The organism is Mizugakiibacter sp., assembly GCF_039680435.1.
In the GTDB taxonomy this organism is placed as follows: Bacteria; Pseudomonadota; Gammaproteobacteria; order Xanthomonadales; family Rhodanobacteraceae; genus Mizugakiibacter.
Genome location: NZ_JBDKSX010000043.1, coordinates 1 through 14,357, shown reverse-complemented (window position 1 = coordinate 14,357; position 14,357 = coordinate 1). Strand labels below are relative to the sequence as shown.

Sequence of the window (14,357 nt, the reverse complement as noted above, 5' to 3'; positions counted from 1 at the left end):
GGCTGCCGCCGGGCGCGCATGGCGCCGACCGCCTGGCGCTGGCGCAGCGCATGCTCGATGCGATGCTGGCGCGCGATGCCAGCGTCGGTGCGCATTACCGCAGCGACGGCCTGCGCGCCGCCTGCGCCTGAGCGGTCCGGTGGGCGCCGCGCTCTGCTAGGCTTGCAAGGTTGCCGTTCTCCGACGGCAGGAAGCCCATGCCCGCATCGATCCGACTTGCGCTGCTGTGCCTGGCGGCGAGCTTCGCCGCCGCCGCGCAGGATGCCGGCAGCCGCGTCGACTACGCCACCCTGCACCGCGTGCTGGCGCCGGCGCAGACGCTGCGCGGCTTCGACCGGCTGCGGCCGGTCGAGCGCATCGAGAGCAGCCTGCCCGGCGTGCGCGCGGACGCCATCCGCCTGACCGTCGAGAGCGCACGCGGCGCGATCGCGGTGCCGGTCGGCGCCGACGGCCGCCTCGACTTCCCGATGAGCGACGCGCTGCTGCGCGAGAATCCGCCGGTCGCCACCAACCAGCCGAAAGGCACGCTGACGCTGACCGTCAGCTTCGAGTTGAAGCTGCCGCCCGGCGCGCGCGTCGACTGGCGCGACGTCGAGGCGTCGCTTGCGCAGGCCGACGCGGTGGTGCGCGGCCAGGGCGGCCGTAGCGACGGCGCCGAATTCGATTTCGACCCGGCCGCGCACGCGCACATCGACACCGAGGGCGCCGCGCCGCGGCGCTTCGAGGCCGACGCCGACGGCCGCATCCTCATACCGCGCGCCGTCGGCGCGCAGGCGACCGCGCTGCGGCTGTCCGCGGCGCCGCGCGCGGTGCTGCCGCTGCTGATTCCCGCCGATTCGCAAGGAGGTTCGTGATGGCTCTGCCGGTGCTGGTGATGGGAGAGAAGTACAAGTCGTCGTGGTCGCTGCGCCCGTGGCTGGCGCTGAAGCACTTCGACGTCGCCTTCGACGAGGTGCTGCTGCCGCTGTTCACGCCGCAGTACCACGAGCAGATCGGGCGCTGGTCGCCGACCGGCCAGGTGCCGGTGCTGCACCACGACGGCGTGGTGGTGTGGGACTCGCTGGCGATCCTCGAGTACGCCAACGAGACGTTCTTCGGCCAGCGCGGCTGGCCGTCCCACGCGGCCGCGCGCGCCCACGCGCGCGCGATTTCGGCGGAGATGCATTCCGGCTTCGCCGCGCTGCGCCGCGAGCTGTCGTTCGACCTGCACCGGCGCGGCCCGGCGCTGACGCCCGGCGAGGACGCCGCGCGCGACATCGCGCGCGTGCAGCGGATGTGGCGCGAGGCGCGCACCCGCTACGGCCGCGGCGGCGAGTTCCTGTTCGGCGAGTTCTCGATCGCCGACGCGATGTACGCGCCGGTGGCGCTGCGCTTCCTCACCTACGGCATCGCCCTCGATCCGGGCTGCGCCGCCTACGTGCGCACGATCGACGCGATGCCCGCGGTGCGCGCCTGGCGCGCGGCGGCCGAGGCCGAATGAACGTGCTCCGCGCGGGCGCCGGCGACGCCGCGCGTCACGCCGGTTGCGCGGCGTCGGGCACGAATTCCAGCGCGGCCGAGTTCAGGCAGTAGCGCAGGCCGGTCGGCGGCGGTCCGTCCGGGAACACGTGGCCGAGGTGGCCGTCGCAACGGCGGCAGCGCACCTCGGTGCGCAGCATGCCGTGGCTGCGGTCGACGACTTCGCGGATGTGCGCGGGGTCGAACGGCGCGTGGAAACTCGGCCAGCCGGTGCCGGACTCGAACTTGGTGCCCGCGGTGAACAGCGGCAGGCCGCACAGCCGGCAGGCGTAATGGCCCGGCGATTTCTGGTGCAGCAGGGTGCCGCAGAACGGGCGCTCGGTGCCGTGGTCGAGCAGCACGCGGCGCTCCTCCGGCGTCAGCCGCGCGGCGAGGCGCGCGCGCTCGGCGTCCGACAACGGGCCGAGGTCGTGGCCGGAAGCGGAGCGCTGCGGATCCTGGTTCATGGCGACCTCCTTTACTCGCTGTCGGCAGACGCCTTCAGGCGATCGCCGAAATATGTGCGCAGCTTCTCCACCTTGGGCGTCGACACCAAGGCGATGTACGGCTGCTGCGGATGCAGCGCCGCGTAGTTCTGGTGGTACGTCTCGGCGGGATGGAACGCCTCCAGCGGCTCCAGTGCGGTGACGATCGGCGCGGCGAACGCGCCGGCGGCGTCGAGCTGGCGGATGTAGGCCTGCGCGACCTCGCGCTCGTCGGCGTCGGCGTGGAAGATCGCCGAGCGGTACTGCGTGCCGATGTCGTTGCCCTGGCGATCGCGCTGGGTCGGATCGTGCGCGACGGCGAAGAACACCTTCAGCAACTGGCCGTAGCTGAGGCGCCGCGGGTCGTAGCGCACGCGCACCGCCTCGGCGTGGCCGCTGGTGCCGCTGCACACCGTGCGGTAGTCGGCATCGGCGGCGCGCCCGCCGGCGTAGCCGGAGGTCGCCTCCAGCACGCCGTCCAGCTCGCGGAACACCGCCTCGACGCACCAGAAGCAGCCGCCGGCCAGCACGGCGCTGCGTTCGGTCGCGTCGCCCGCGTCGAGATCGCGTTCGGGGTCGGGAAAACGGTCGGGCGCGATGCGCAGGCTGGCGCCGCGGATATCGCAGGTTGCGGCCATGGGGAATCCTCGTGCGGTTCGCGCGCGTTGCGGCGGGCGGTCAACGGGACCGTGGTCCGGGCCGGAGGCTTACATGGAGGCGGACGGCGCGGCAGGCAACGGCCGCGGTTCCACCCGGAAGTCTTCCACCCACACCAGCTCGCAGGCGCCGTTGCCGGTGTCGTCGCGGGTCAGCGAGCTGCGCCAGCGCCAGCCGTTGGGGCGGTCGGCTTCGACCAGGTAGCCGGCGAAGTGCACCACGTCGCCGGCGCGCGCGCGCTCCAGCGCGCGCTCGACGCCGCGGTCGGCGGGGATCAGGTGCATGTTGGCGCTGTGCGTCTCGATCTCGCGGCGCGGGATCGGGAACGCGTCGACGTGCCATGCGTAGAAGCGCTGGCCCTGGGTGATCTCGATGCTCTTCAGCACCGCGCTGTCGGACATGCGCCCCCAGCCGAGCGCGAGATCGACCGGCGCGAGGTCGGCGCCGTCGTCGTGGCGGTAGTCCTCGCGATGCAGCACGCGCGCGGTGACCTCGAAGCGCGCCAGCGGCGTCAGCGCGGCGTCGGCCTTGTGCAGTGGCGGCGCGGGTTCGTCGAGTTCCGCCTGCAGCGGCGCGTCCGGCGCCAGCACGCCGGGCGGCGGCACGTTCGCGCGGCCGCTCCACGACCACCAGGCGCCGACCAGCGCCAGCGCGGCGAGCGCCCACGTCCAGCGCGGAAACGCGTTCAAGCGAGGTCGGCCAGCAGCGCGCGGCGCGTCGCTTCCGGCAGCGCGGTGTGCGCGCGGTAGCCGGCGTGGTCGACCGCGAGCGCGAGTCCGGCGCCGGCGCGCAGCGCGTCGATCATCGGCGCGGCCAGCTCGAAGCGCAGGAAGTGCACGGCCGAGGTCTTCTCCTCGTTGCTGCGCTCGAGGTCCTCGTCGGCGATCGCCGCGACCGGCGCGTGGCCGTCCACGCTCAGGCCGACGCGATGCTCGATGCCGCGCAGACGCGCCAGCTCGCGCTGGCGTTCCGCGGCGTCCTCGTATTCGACCAGCATGGTCGCCTTGAGGTTGCAGCCGTCGGGAATCAGCGGGTTGTAGGCGTCGAGCTCGCCGCGGATGCCCTCCGGCTCGAAGATGCGCTCGATGCGCAGCATCTCCTGCACCTGGTACTGCACGGTCAGGCGGTCCTCGAAGATCAGCGTCAGGTGTTCGCCGAGATGCACGGTGCGCGCCTTCTTGTGCGCCAGCACCTTCGCGCGGAACTGCGCGCGCTCGCGCGCGTAGGCTTCCAGCGTGTACAGGTCTTCGTGAGTCAGCTTGTGCATGGCGGTGTCATCGCACGCAGGATGTCGAACGGAAAGAACGTGTGGGGTAGGGCAGCGGCGGCGTACGCGGCCATTGTCCGATTTCCGAGTCCCGGGTCCCGTCATATCCCGTACGCCTTGCGCAACAGCGTCAGCGGGTGCTCCGCGGCCGGCCTGTCGTCGAGGCCGTGCGCGATGTGGCCGCCGGCCATCGGGCAGTCGCTGGTGAAGTGGTCGGGCTCGATCTGGCGCACGCGGCTCTCCACCGGCTTGGCGATCTTGCGCGCGATCGCGTAGGTGGCCTTCTTCACGCCGTAGGTGCCGTCGTGGCCGGAGCAGCGTTCGATCACCTGCACGTCGGTGCCGGGCACCAGTCCGAGAATGTCGCGCGTCTTCGGGCCGATGTTCTGCACGCGCTGGTGGCAGGGCACCTGGTAGGCGATCTTGCCGAGCGGCTGCTTGAAGTCGGTCTTCAGCAGGCCTTCCTGGTGGCGTTGCATCAGGTACTCGAACGGGTCGAAGAAGTGCCGCTTGACCAGCCGCACGTCCTCGTCGTCGGGGAACATCAGCGGCAGCTCCTGCTTGAACATCAGCACGCAGGAGGGAATCGCCGCGGTGAGATCCCAGCCTTCGCGCACGGCCTTGGCCAGCACCGGGATGTTCTCGGCCTTGTACTTCGCCACGCTGGCGAGGTCGCCCAGTTCCAGCTTGGGCATGCCGCAGCAGCTCTCGCGCTCGACCAGGATCAGCGGGATGTCGTTGTGCTTCAGCACCGCGACCAGGTCCTGCAGCACGTCCGGGTGCGCGTAGTTGCAGTAGCAGGTGGCGAACAGCGCGAGCCGCCCGCGCGTGCGCCCGGCGGGCAGGGCGTCGCCGCTGCCGTCGAGGTCGCGCAGGCGCTTGCGGCCGGTCCTGCCGTGATAGGTGGGCACGCGCGCCTGCGCGTCCACGCCCAGCGTCTTCTCCAGCAGCTTGCGCGCGGGGCCGTTGCGGTTGAGCGCGTTGACCGTTTCGGTCACCACCGGAATCGAGGCCAGCTTGCCGACCGCGGTGGTGCTGGACAGCAGCTTGGCGGCGAGCCCGGTGCCGCCGTCGCGGTGCTTCACCGCCTTGGCGCGCAGCATCAGGTGCGGGAAGTCGACGTTCCACGGGTGCGGCGGCACGTACGGGCACTTGGTCTGATAGCACAGGTCGCACAGGTAGCACTGGTCGACGACCTTGGCGTAATCGGACTTGGCCACGCCGTCCACTTCCATCGTCGACGAGCCGTCGATCAGGTCGAACAGGGTGGGGAAGGCGTTGCACAGGCTGACGCAGCGGCGGCAGCCGTGGCAGATGTCGAACACGCGCTCGAGTTCCTTGTCGAGCGCCCCCCGGTCGTAGAACTCGGGATTCGTCCAGTCCAGCGGATGTCGCGTGGGCGCGTCGACGCTGCCTTCGCGCGCGGCGCTGCGTTCCTCGGCCATGCGGTGTCCTCCCGTGCGGGCGCGGCTGCGGTCTGGCCGCGGCTGTAGCCGATTCCGCACGTCGCGGCCGAAGCCGCGCCCGCGGCCGGCGTGTGTCCGCCTCCCGCCGCGCCGCGGCAGGAGGCGGGCGCGCTTACTTCAGCTCGTCCAGCGCCTTCTGGAAGCGATTGGCGTGCGAGCGCTCGGCCTTGGCCAGCGTCTCGAACCAGTCGGCAATCTCGTCGAAGCCCTCGCCGCGCGCGGCCTTGGCCATGCCCGGGTACATGTCGGTGTACTCGTGGGTCTCGCCGGCGATCGCGCTCTTGAGGTTCTTGCTGGTGTCGCCGAACGGCAGGCCGGTGGCCGGGTCGCCGCATTCCTCGAGGTATTCGAGGTGGCCGTGCGCGTGGCCGGTCTCGCCCTCGGCGGTGGAGCGGAACACCGCGGCGACGTCGTTGTAGCCCTGCACGTCGGCCTTCTGCGCGAAGTACAGGTAGCGGCGGTTCGCCTGCGATTCGCCCGCGAACGCGTACTTCAGGTTTTCCTCGGTCTTGGAGCCTTTCAGCTTGCTCATGGCGTCACCTCTGGCGGCGGCTGGAGGGAAACACGGCCCGGCCCCTCCGGTCCGGGATGACCCGAGGGTAGCGCGCGGCGACGGCCGAAAGAAATTGATTGTTGCGATGAAGGCGATAGCCGTGCGCTATCGACGCGGCGCCTGGCCGGAGGCTTCCGGCTGGTGGTGGATCGCGGTGACGCGCAGCTTGAGCGTGCGCCCGCCCGGGGTCGGCCAGTCGATGCTCTGGCCCACGCGCATGCCCAGCAGCGCGCTGCCCACCGGCGCCAGCACCGACACGCGGCCCTGCGCGGCGTCGGCGTCGCGGGGGTAGACCAGGGTCAGGCGATGCTGCTGGCCGCTGGCGTCGTCCACGCACTCGGCGGTGGTGTTCATGCTGACCACGTCGGACGGCAGCGATGCCGATTCGACCACCTGCGCGCGCTCGAGCTCGGCGCGCAGCTGGGCGGCGCCGGGTGCGTCGCGGTAGGGCGGCGTGTCGAGCATCTGCTCGAGCCGGTCGGCGTCGTGGCTGGACAGCACGATGGCGGGCGCGTGGGCGGACATGGCGTTGGCATCCTGACCGGGTACATAAAGCAAAACGCCACCGGGGGCAGGGTGCGCCCGGTGGCGACGGATGCGCTTACCGTAGCCCAGAGGGCGGCTTTTCTCAAGCCGACGACGGACCGCCCGCAGCGGCGGCAGGGTGCGTCTGCAGCAGCTCCTGCGGCAGCGCCTTGAAGATGTCGGCGAGGCGCTTGAGGAAGCCGGCCATCGCCGAACTCTTGCGCCAGACCATGGCGATGCGCCGGCTGGGCGGGTGGCTGCGGAATTCGACCAGGCGCACGTTGTCGGTCGGCGCGATCGGCGGCTTCACCGCCAGCGTCGGCAGCAGGGTGATGCCGACGTTGGCCGCCACCATCTGCCGCAGCGTTTCCAGGCTGGTGGCGCGGAAGCCGGCCTTCTCGCTGGCGCCGGCGAGGTGGCAGACCTCCAGCGCCTGGTCGCGCAGGCAGTGGCCGTCCTCCAGCAGCAGCAGGCTCTGGTCGGTCAGGTCGCCCAGCTTCAGGCCGTGCCGGTGCGCCAGCGGGTGCGACTCCGGCACCGCCAGCAGGAACGGCTCCTCGAACAGGAACTCGGCGTGCAGGCTGTCCTCGTGGATCGGCAGCGCCAGCACGCCGGCGTCGAGCTTGCCCTCGCGCAGCAGGCGCAGCACCGTCTCGGTCTTCTCCTCGACCAGCAGCAGCTCCAGCTTGGGAAAGCGCGCGCGCACCTCCGGCACCACGTGCGGCAGCAGGTAAGGGCCGAGGGTGGGGAAGATGCCGAGGCGCACCGTGCCGGACTCCGGATCGCGCGTGCGCCGCGCGATGGCGCGGATCTGCTCGACCTCGTTCAGCACCTCGCGCGCGCGCTCGGCGATCTCGCGGCCGACCTCGGTCAGCAGCACCTTGCGCGGCGTGCGCTCGACCAGCGCGACGCCGAGTTCCTCCTCGAGCTTCTTCACCTGCGTCGACAGCGTCGGCTGGCTGACGAAACAGGCTTCGGCGGCGCGGCCGAAGTGGCGGTGCTCGGCGAGGGCGACGAGGTAACGCAGATCACGCAGGTTCATGGCTTCCATAGTCAGTGACTATAGATGCGATGATGATAATCGATTTGAATGATGGGCGCACGCCCCCTATCTTTGTCTGCGGACGCGCCCTCCGGCGCCGCTTCCCCACCCTCACCAAGGAGCAACGACATGCTGACCGTCGGCGACAAGTTCCCGCAATTCAAGCTCAAGGCCACCGTCTCCATCGACAGCCTGGACAAGGCCTTCGCCGAGATCTCCAACGACAGCTACAAGGGCAAGTGGCTGCTGGCGTTCTTCTATCCGAAGGACTTCACCTTCGTCTGCCCGACCGAGATCAAGGGCTTCGGCGACCTCAACGCGCAGTTCGCCGACCGCGACTGCCAGGTGCTGGCCGGCAGCACCGACTCCGAGTTCGTGCACCTGGCCTGGCGCAAGGACCACAAGGACCTGCGCGACCTGCCGTTCCCGATGCTGGCCGACAGCAACAAGGACCTGTCGCGCGAACTCGGCATCCTCGACGCCGAGGGCGTGGCCAAGCGCGCCACCTTCCTGGTCGATCCGCAAGGCGTGATCCGCTTCGCCTACGTCACCGACGGTTCGGTCGGCCGCAACCCGCAGGAAGTGCTGCGCGTGCTGGATGCGCTGCAGACCGACGAGCTGTGCCCGTGCAACTGGCAGCAGGGCGAGGCGACGCTGAAGGTCGCGTAAGCCCGGCGCCGTCGCGGCGGTCTCCTGTGCGGGCCGCCGCGACGCTCGCCGCGCGAGCGCCGTCCTGCGGCAGCCCCCGCTTTGCCCCGCGCCGCATACCCCTCCCCCCGCGCGGCGCGGGCTTCGGCGGCGGGACCGCGTGTCCCGCCGCCCTCTCTTCCATCCCCCGAGGTGAACCATGAGCCTTGCCGAACTCAAGGCGCAGTTGCCCGACTACGCCAAGGACCTGCGCCTCAACCTGGATTCCGTGCTGAGCGAGGCCGGCGCGCCCGGCCTGAGCGCGAAGCAGATCGCCATCGTCGCGCTGGCCTCGGCCATCGCCTCGCGCCACGCGCCGCTGACCCGCGCGATCGCCGTCGAGGCCGCCGCGCACCTTTCCGCCGAGGAACAGGACGGCGCGCGCGCCGCCGCGGCGATCCTGGCGATGAACAACGTCTACTACCGCTTCACCCACCTGGTGAGCGACATCGAGTACGCCACCCTGCGCGCCGGCCTGCGCATGAACGTGATGGCCAACCCGGGCTGCGCCAAAGTGGACTTCGAGCTGGCCTCGCTGGCCGTCTCCGCGATCAACGGCTGCGGCGCGTGCATGGACTCGCACGAGAAGACCCTGCGCAAGCACGAGGTTTCTGCGCAGGCCGTGCAGAGCGCGGTGCGCATCGCCGCCGTACTGCACGCGGTGGCGGTGACGCTGGAGCAGGCGGAAGCCGCGCGGGCGGGGCTGTCGGCGGCGGCGTGATCGGACGGGTACGCAGGCCATCGCTCCGCGATGGCCTGCGGCAGCCCGCACGGGCTCGGCCTGCCGGGCGCGCGCAGTTGCATCGGACGCTCGCCGAGCGCCCCTGCGTGTCCGTCGCCTTCAGTGTCACCACCGCTGGACCGCCCCTGATTTCTCGGACACCTGTTTCTTGGCTGCCGCGCAAACCTTCCGCTACGGCCGTGACGTCAGGCCGGGCGGGTAAGCTCGCTCTCGGCGGCTCGACCCCGTAGGCTGTCCTGGCAGGCCGCGGCAGGCGTGTGCCGGGCCGGGGCCGCAGGCGGGGTGCGCATGGGGGCGCCCATCGATCCGTCGCCACGGGCGACGTCCGTGCTCGGGGAGGTTCGCGTGAAGGCCATCGTTTGCGGTCTGGCGGCGGCGCTGCTGGCCGTCCTGTCGTGTGTCGCCCGGCCCGCTGCATCGCCCTCGCTGCCGCCGCTGGCGATCGAACGCGTCACCGTGATCGACGTCGAGCGCGCTCGTGCCGTCAGCGAGCAGACGGTACTGGTCGAGCATGGCCGCATCGCCCGCATCGGGAGCGACGTCGCGGCACCGCCGGGCGCCGAGCGCATCGATGGGCGCGGGAAGTATCTCGTTCCCGGGCTGGTCGATATGCACGTGCACCTGTTCAACAACGCCACGCACCGGGCCCCGAACACGTGGACGTTCCCGCTCTTCGTCGCCAACGGCGTGACCGGCGTGCGCGAAATGATGACGCTTCCCGGGCAGGTGCAGCAGGTGGCGCGCTGGCGGCAGTCGGTGGATCGCGGCACGCTGGTCGCGCCCTACGTGCTGGCGGCGGGCGTCGCCGTGCGCGGCGACACCGTGGAAGATGCGCGCCGGCAGGTACGCGTGGCCGTGCGATCCGGTGCCGATTTCATCAAAGTGTTTTCCGACGTTCCGTCGGCGCAGTGGCATGCAATCATCGCTGCTGCACGGCGGGCCCGCGTGCCTGTCGACGGCCACGTGCCTGCGCAGGTTCCGCTGCTGGAGGCGGCGGATGCCGGCCAACGCACCGCCGAGCATCTGCTGCAGGCGTACGAGGCCTGTTCCTCGGTCGAGCGCCGCGTGCTCGCATCGCGCCGAGGTCTGGACGGCGACGCCGCCGAGGCGATGGGTGAGGCGCAGGAGCGTGATGTGCTCGGGCATTTCAGCCCAAACCGCTGCGCCGCGGTGGCCAGGGCGGTCGCGGCGGCGCACCAAACGCAGGTGCCGACCCTGGTGTTGAGCCATTTCGAGGCCCACCGCCGCGCCGATTTCGCCGCGGATCCGCGCTGGCCGCTGCTGCGCGAAGACGAACAGGCGCGCTGGCGCAGGATCCTGGCGTCGGAAGCGACGGCCGACGCCGCGCTTGCCGCGCGCCGCGAGCAGGTGAGTTGCGCGATCGTGCGGGCACTGCACGCTGCCGGTGTCGATGTGCTGGCGGGAACCGATACGCCGATGCCCATGGTCTATCCCGGGTACGCGCTGCACGACGAACTGGAGCTGCTCGTGCAGTGCGGCCTCGGCCCCGCGCAGGCGCTACGGGCCGTCACGATCGGCCCGGCGGAACTGCTGCACCTGTCGCAGACGAACGGCTCGATCGCAGTCGGCAAGCGCGCCGATCTCGTGTTGCTCGACGGCGATCCGCTGCAGGACGTCCGCAACCTGCGCCGCATCCGCGCCGTCGTGCTTGCCGGGCGTCTGCTCCGGCGCGAGGATCTTGATGCCTTGCTGGCAGCCGGGGCCGGCCGGTGAGCGGGGTTGCAGGTGGCGGCGGCGTAGCGATCCTGCCGTTCCAGTCCGGCCGCCACCGGTGGCCATTTCTGTACACCGTCAGGCTCACTTGTCGGAGCGTGGGGCATGCGTGCAATGCGCTGCGGAGGCAGGCGAGGCAGGGGGGCAGAGTGCACTTTCCCGGTCTGTCGTCCAATGCCACCCGCATGCGACAGAAAAGTGCACTCTGACCCGCGCTTTTGGACCAAGCGGAGCAAACGCGGGGCGCCTGAGCGATCAGGCGCCCCGTTGTCTTTGCGGCCCGGTGAGTCAGCGGCAATCGCGCCGCGCACGCGGCGCCAGGAAGACTCGGCCGGACGGCCTTTCGGTTGAACGGATCTGCGTCGGCAATGAAGGCGCGGAGTCGCTCGAAGCGTCGGGCACCTCAGCGCATGCGCCGCCACGTCACCTCGCCGTGCACACCCTCGGCGGCGCCGCTGGTGGGCTTGGCCACGATGTAGGTCAGCTCGTCGCCCTTGAGCGTGTAGTGCCTGCTGCCGCTGCGGCCGTCCCAGTTCGGGAACGAGGCATGCTCGATGTGGGTGCGCAGCATGCCGCCCGCGACGCTCACCGTGCCGTAGTGCGCATTGAAGTCCAGCGAGGCGGCGCGATATTCCTCCGGCGTGCCCCGCGACTTGTCGCCGGAGGCGAAGGCCGTGCGTTGTGCCCGCACGATCTGCATCATGTAGTGCCCCTGGGCGTCGATCAGCCACAGGCCCTGGGGATGGGGGCCGTAGAGTTCCACGCGATGGCCGTCCGGATAGACGTTGTCGACGCGCTCCAGGGTCCAGGCGCCCTCCAGCGACGTCGGTCGCGAAGGCTGCGCCGCCTGCGCGGCGCCCAGGGTCGATGCGATGCAGAGGGCAAGGACGGTTCGAAGGATCTGCATGAGCGTGCTCACATCCACGGGGAGGGTGGGCGCAGCCTAGTCCGCCCTTCCATCAGGGATGAACCCGGTCGCCGATATTTCAGTCATTGCCGATTGCCATGGTTCCAACGCGAGGCCCCATGAAGACCCTCGACCTCGATGCCGTCAAAGCCTTCGTGCTGACCGCCGAGCTGCAAAGCTTCACCCGCGCCGCGCAGGTGCTCGACAGCACGCAGTCCGCCGTCAGCCTGAAGGTGCGCAAGCTGGAAGGCCAGCTGGGCCGCCGCCTGCTGGAGCGCACGCCGCGGCAGGTGCGCCTGTCCGCCGAGGGCGCGGTGTTCCTGGAGGCGGCGCGCGAACTGGTCGGTGCCCACGAGCGCGCGGTCGCCTCGTTCGAAGCGGAGGAGCGGCGCCTGGTGGTCGGCATCGGCCATCAGCTGGTGGGCGCCGAGCTGCCCGGCATGCTGCGCCGGCTGGGCGAGTCCGATCCGAAGCTGCGCATCGAGCTGCACGCGGGCGGCTCGCGCGAAGTGATGCAGTCCTACGAGGCCGGCGAGATGGATGCAGCGCTGGTCCTGCAGGCGAGCGAGCAGCGCCGCAGGGGCGAAAAGCTGTTCGACGAGAGCTTCGCCTGGATCGGCGCGTCCGGCTGGCGTCCGCGCCAAGGTCAGCCGCTTCCCCTGTCCACCCAGGGCGAATCCTGCAGCATTCGCGCTGCTGCCGTGGCCGCGCTCGATCGTGCCGGCATTGCCTGGACCGAGGTCTTCGTCGGCAAGGGCGCGGCGATGGTGGGTGCGGCCGCCGCCGCGGGATTGGCCATCGCCGTGCTGGCCCGCCGCGCCGCGCCCGCGGGGACGGAGGATCTCGGCGCGCGCCTCGCGCTTCCTGCGCTTCCCACGCAGGAGGTGGTGCTGTACTCCGCGCTGCGCGACCGCCGCTCGCGCGCCGCACTGCGCACGCTGGCCGACGCCTTCAGGACGAAGGCGGGATGATCCGGATTCGGTATCGCGCACCGGGAAAGAAGGGCCCACCCTTCGCCGGCGGCGAACGGGTGGCCCCTGTCTTGACCTCGCGCCTCGGCGTTACGGCGCTTGCTCCGCCAGCGCGTAGTTCCTGGCCGCGGTGTCGCCCGCCTGGTCGCTTACCAGCGCGCTGAAGTAGAAGACGGTGGTCGTCGCGACCGGCAGCGGCGTGCCGCTGAGCACGCCGTCGCCGCTCAGCACCAGCCCCGCGGGCAGCACGCCGCTGACGACGGACCAGGTGGCGCCGCCGATGCCGCCGGCATGCGTCGGCATCTGGCTGTACCTGCGGCAAGGAGACGGCGGCTGAATCGGCGACCTCGCCAGGGCAGGAGCGCGCGCGTCACGGCCCCTCGCGCCGTGCCGCCGCCGCGTGCCGGCATGCAGACTTGTGGCGTCCACGCACGCCGCTCGCTTCATCCGCGCTCGCGTGTGCATCAAGGCGGTCAATTGCCTGCGTTCCCCCGTTCGAGACAGTTCGCGACGCATGAACACCCGCACCTCGACGTGCAGCCCGTGCCGCGCCTCCTTCGCGCGGATCGCGCGCATGCCCGGCGTCCACTCCGCAGGATGCAGTTCGCGGAAGCCGCGCTGGCGATAGAACGGCCCGTTCCACGGCACGTCGCGGAAGGTGGAGAGCGTGACGGCCGGCTGGCCTCGCATCCGCGCCCACGCGCACACGTGCTCGAGCAGGCGGCCGCCGAGACCGCGCCGCCCGTGCGCCCGCAGCACGTCCATCTCCTCGAGGTAGGCGGCGCCTTCGCGCACGGAGGCGATCGCCATGCCGACGGCGACGTCGTCGCCCATGCACGCCACCCAGGCTTGGCCGAGGCCGATCAGGCGCGCCAGTTCATCCAGCGGAAAAGAAGGATCGAGCGCCTCGTCGATCAAGCCGAGGCGGTAGAACCGCGTGCCCGCGATGTCTTCGATTTCCCGCAGGCGCAGCACTTCGTCCGGGCGGGCCAGGCGGATGCGGTAGCGGTCGGCGTGCGGTTCCATGGCGTCGGCTCGGCAGGCGGGAACCGAGCAGACCGGGTGGAGAGGGAAGGGCAAACAGCCGCGGGGCAGCAGCAGGGTGGAGGCCGCTAATCCGCGATGGCCTGCGACGCCCCGTCCCGGCGTGGCCGGCCGCGCGGCCGTACCTGCAGCGGACGATTCAAGGTGCGTTCCAGCATGCGCTGGAACCGCTCGCTGCCCAAGGCGCGCTCCTGGACGATATGCGCGCGAATCGCCTCCAGCTCGGCGTCGTCGACCCCGCTGGCCAGCCAGGTCCGGTAAGCGGCGACGCGCGCCCGGCGATCGGCGCCGAGGGCAAGAAACGCCGTATGGGGCGTCAGCAGCGGATCGTCGCTTGCTCCGAGATGGGCGTGCACGCTCGACCAGCGATAGTCCTCCGGCGCGGCCACCATCGCGGCGCGCACCGGGTTGAGTTCGATGTACCGGTACACCGACAGCACGTAGCGCTCGGAATCGACCAGGCAGGACTTGAACCGCCCTTCCCACAGCGTGCCGGTGCGCCGGTGGCGGCGGTTGAAGCCCTGCACGTAGCACTGGCCCAGATCGCGCATGGCGCGGGAGAGCGCCCCGGCCTCTCCCGAGCTGACCAGCAGGTGCACGTGGTTGCCCATCAGCACGTAGGCATGGACCGCCAGCGCATGCCTGCGCGCCGCGTCTTCGAGCAACGCCAGGTAGTGGCGACGATCGTCGTCGTCGACGAACACCGCGCAGCGGTTCACGCCGCGCTGGGTGATGTGCAGGGGGATACCCGGGAACTCGAGGCGGGCGCGACGAGGCATG

General features: G+C 71.1%; 17 protein-coding genes. 6 read left to right on the top strand and 11 right to left on the bottom strand.

The window, feature by feature from the left end; all coding sequences use genetic code 11:
* The first annotated feature begins 197 nt into the window (after positions 1 to 197).
* Together ABFC67_RS05045 and ABFC67_RS05040 are read left to right on the top strand one after the other, a co-directional pair.
* On the top strand, positions 198 to 854 hold the full coding sequence (locus ABFC67_RS05045) for a hypothetical protein (RefSeq protein WP_346736957.1): 657 nt from the start codon (positions 198 to 200) through the stop codon (positions 852 to 854).
* On the top strand, positions 854 to 1,480 hold the full coding sequence (locus ABFC67_RS05040; protein WP_346736956.1) for a glutathione S-transferase family protein: 627 nt from the start codon (positions 854 to 856) through the stop codon (positions 1,478 to 1,480). The genes ABFC67_RS05045 and ABFC67_RS05040 overlap by 1 nt, the downstream gene beginning before the upstream one ends.
* 34 nt (positions 1,481 to 1,514) lie before the next feature.
* On the opposite strand, the gene msrB is transcribed toward ABFC67_RS05040, so the two are convergent.
* The 8 genes from msrB to oxyR all read right to left on the bottom strand — a co-directional run bounded on the left by msrB (position 1,515) and on the right by oxyR (position 7,492).
* Complete coding sequence (msrB, locus tag ABFC67_RS05035; protein ID WP_346736955.1) at positions 1,515 to 1,964, bottom strand: peptide-methionine (R)-S-oxide reductase MsrB; 450 nt, start codon at positions 1,962 to 1,964, stop codon at positions 1,515 to 1,517.
* Between the two features lie 11 nt (positions 1,965 to 1,975).
* Entirely contained in the window at positions 1,976 to 2,620 is a 645-nt protein-coding gene (gene msrA, locus ABFC67_RS05030) for a peptide-methionine (S)-S-oxide reductase MsrA (protein WP_346736954.1), read from the bottom strand.
* A gap of 69 nt (positions 2,621 to 2,689) precedes the next feature.
* A complete protein-coding gene (locus ABFC67_RS05025) occupies positions 2,690 to 3,328 on the bottom strand; it encodes a hypothetical protein (protein WP_346736953.1) in 639 nt (212 codons plus the stop codon).
* On the bottom strand, positions 3,325 to 3,906 hold the full coding sequence (locus ABFC67_RS05020; protein WP_346736952.1) for a DUF3501 family protein: 582 nt from the start codon (positions 3,904 to 3,906) through the stop codon (positions 3,325 to 3,327). The genes ABFC67_RS05025 and ABFC67_RS05020 overlap by 4 nt, the downstream gene beginning before the upstream one ends.
* Before the next feature lie 101 nt (positions 3,907 to 4,007).
* Complete coding sequence (locus tag ABFC67_RS05015; protein ID WP_346736951.1) at positions 4,008 to 5,351, bottom strand: heterodisulfide reductase-related iron-sulfur binding cluster; 1,344 nt, start codon at positions 5,349 to 5,351, stop codon at positions 4,008 to 4,010.
* Between the two features lie 133 nt (positions 5,352 to 5,484).
* Positions 5,485 to 5,904 (bottom strand): rubrerythrin family protein, encoded by a 420-nt coding sequence (locus ABFC67_RS05010; RefSeq protein ID WP_346736950.1) that lies wholly within the window; start codon positions 5,902 to 5,904, stop codon positions 5,485 to 5,487.
* 126 nt (positions 5,905 to 6,030) lie between these two features.
* Positions 6,031 to 6,450 (bottom strand): nucleoside diphosphate kinase regulator, encoded by a 420-nt coding sequence (rnk, locus tag ABFC67_RS05005; RefSeq protein ID WP_346736949.1) that lies wholly within the window; start codon positions 6,448 to 6,450, stop codon positions 6,031 to 6,033.
* 103 nt (positions 6,451 to 6,553) lie between these two features.
* Complete coding sequence (oxyR, locus tag ABFC67_RS05000) at positions 6,554 to 7,492, bottom strand: DNA-binding transcriptional regulator OxyR (RefSeq protein ID WP_346736948.1); 939 nt, start codon at positions 7,490 to 7,492, stop codon at positions 6,554 to 6,556.
* 129 nt (positions 7,493 to 7,621) lie between these two features.
* Between oxyR and ABFC67_RS04995 the strand changes: the two genes are divergently transcribed.
* The 3 genes from ABFC67_RS04995 to ABFC67_RS04985 all read left to right on the top strand — a co-directional run bounded on the left by ABFC67_RS04995 (position 7,622) and on the right by ABFC67_RS04985 (position 10,655).
* On the top strand, positions 7,622 to 8,161 hold the full coding sequence (locus ABFC67_RS04995; RefSeq protein ID WP_346736947.1) for a peroxiredoxin: 540 nt from the start codon (positions 7,622 to 7,624) through the stop codon (positions 8,159 to 8,161).
* Between the two features lie 178 nt (positions 8,162 to 8,339).
* Positions 8,340 to 8,900, top strand: a complete 561-nt coding sequence (locus tag ABFC67_RS04990; protein WP_346736946.1) for a carboxymuconolactone decarboxylase family protein — start codon at positions 8,340 to 8,342, stop codon at positions 8,898 to 8,900.
* A gap of 366 nt (positions 8,901 to 9,266) precedes the next feature.
* Positions 9,267 to 10,655, top strand: coding sequence for an amidohydrolase family protein (locus tag ABFC67_RS04985; RefSeq protein WP_346736945.1), 1,389 nt, complete (start codon positions 9,267 to 9,269; stop codon positions 10,653 to 10,655).
* 403 nt (positions 10,656 to 11,058) lie between these two features.
* Here ABFC67_RS04985 and ABFC67_RS04980 read toward each other — a convergent pair whose 3' ends face one another.
* Positions 11,059 to 11,562 (bottom strand): lipocalin-like domain-containing protein, encoded by a 504-nt coding sequence (locus ABFC67_RS04980; RefSeq protein ID WP_346736944.1) that lies wholly within the window; start codon positions 11,560 to 11,562, stop codon positions 11,059 to 11,061.
* A 119-nt stretch (positions 11,563 to 11,681) separates the two neighbouring features.
* On the opposite strand from ABFC67_RS04980, the gene ABFC67_RS04975 reads away from it, so the two are divergent.
* Positions 11,682 to 12,533: a LysR family transcriptional regulator gene (locus tag ABFC67_RS04975; protein WP_346736943.1), complete on the top strand. Its 852-nt coding sequence runs from the start codon at positions 11,682 to 11,684 to the stop codon at positions 12,531 to 12,533.
* 90 nt (positions 12,534 to 12,623) lie between these two features.
* Here the strand turns inward: ABFC67_RS04975 and ABFC67_RS04970 are convergent, their stop codons facing one another.
* Both ABFC67_RS04970 and ABFC67_RS04965 read right to left on the bottom strand, forming a co-directional pair.
* The gene (locus ABFC67_RS04970; RefSeq protein ID WP_346736942.1) at positions 12,624 to 13,508 is read right to left on the bottom strand and encodes a GNAT family N-acetyltransferase; all 885 of its coding nucleotides are present in this window, start codon (positions 13,506 to 13,508) and stop codon (positions 12,624 to 12,626) included.
* A gap of 137 nt (positions 13,509 to 13,645) precedes the next feature.
* Positions 13,646 to 14,356, bottom strand: a complete 711-nt coding sequence (locus ABFC67_RS04965; RefSeq protein ID WP_346736941.1) for a transposase — start codon at positions 14,354 to 14,356, stop codon at positions 13,646 to 13,648.
* Between the last annotated feature and the right edge of the window lies 1 nt (position 14,357).

Excerpts from the sequence above, each read along its gene's own strand:
- ABFC67_RS05045 (WP_346736957.1), top strand. The coding sequence starts at position 198 with ATGCCCGCATCGATCCGACTTGCGCTGCTGTGCCTGGCGGCGAGCTTC.
- ABFC67_RS05040 (WP_346736956.1), top strand. The coding sequence starts at position 854 with ATGGCTCTGCCGGTGCTGGTGATGGGAGAGAAGTACAAGTCGTCGTGG.
- msrB (WP_346736955.1), bottom strand. The coding sequence starts at position 1,964 with ATGAACCAGGATCCGCAGCGCTCCGCTTCCGGCCACGACCTCGGCCCG.
- msrA (WP_346736954.1), bottom strand. The coding sequence starts at position 2,620 with ATGGCCGCAACCTGCGATATCCGCGGCGCCAGCCTGCGCATCGCGCCC.
- ABFC67_RS05020 (WP_346736952.1), bottom strand. The coding sequence starts at position 3,906 with ATGCACAAGCTGACTCACGAAGACCTGTACACGCTGGAAGCCTACGCG.
- ABFC67_RS05015 (WP_346736951.1), bottom strand. The coding sequence starts at position 5,351 with ATGGCCGAGGAACGCAGCGCCGCGCGCGAAGGCAGCGTCGACGCGCCC.
- ABFC67_RS05010 (WP_346736950.1), bottom strand. The coding sequence starts at position 5,904 with ATGAGCAAGCTGAAAGGCTCCAAGACCGAGGAAAACCTGAAGTACGCG.
- rnk (WP_346736949.1), bottom strand. The coding sequence starts at position 6,450 with ATGTCCGCCCACGCGCCCGCCATCGTGCTGTCCAGCCACGACGCCGAC.
- oxyR (WP_346736948.1), bottom strand. The coding sequence starts at position 7,492 with ATGAACCTGCGTGATCTGCGTTACCTCGTCGCCCTCGCCGAGCACCGC.
- ABFC67_RS04995 (WP_346736947.1), top strand. The coding sequence starts at position 7,622 with ATGCTGACCGTCGGCGACAAGTTCCCGCAATTCAAGCTCAAGGCCACC.
- ABFC67_RS04990 (WP_346736946.1), top strand. The coding sequence starts at position 8,340 with ATGAGCCTTGCCGAACTCAAGGCGCAGTTGCCCGACTACGCCAAGGAC.
- ABFC67_RS04980 (WP_346736944.1), bottom strand. The coding sequence starts at position 11,562 with ATGCAGATCCTTCGAACCGTCCTTGCCCTCTGCATCGCATCGACCCTG.
- ABFC67_RS04975 (WP_346736943.1), top strand. The coding sequence starts at position 11,682 with ATGAAGACCCTCGACCTCGATGCCGTCAAAGCCTTCGTGCTGACCGCC.
- ABFC67_RS04965 (WP_346736941.1), bottom strand. The coding sequence starts at position 14,356 with ATGCCTCGTCGCGCCCGCCTCGAGTTCCCGGGTATCCCCCTGCACATC.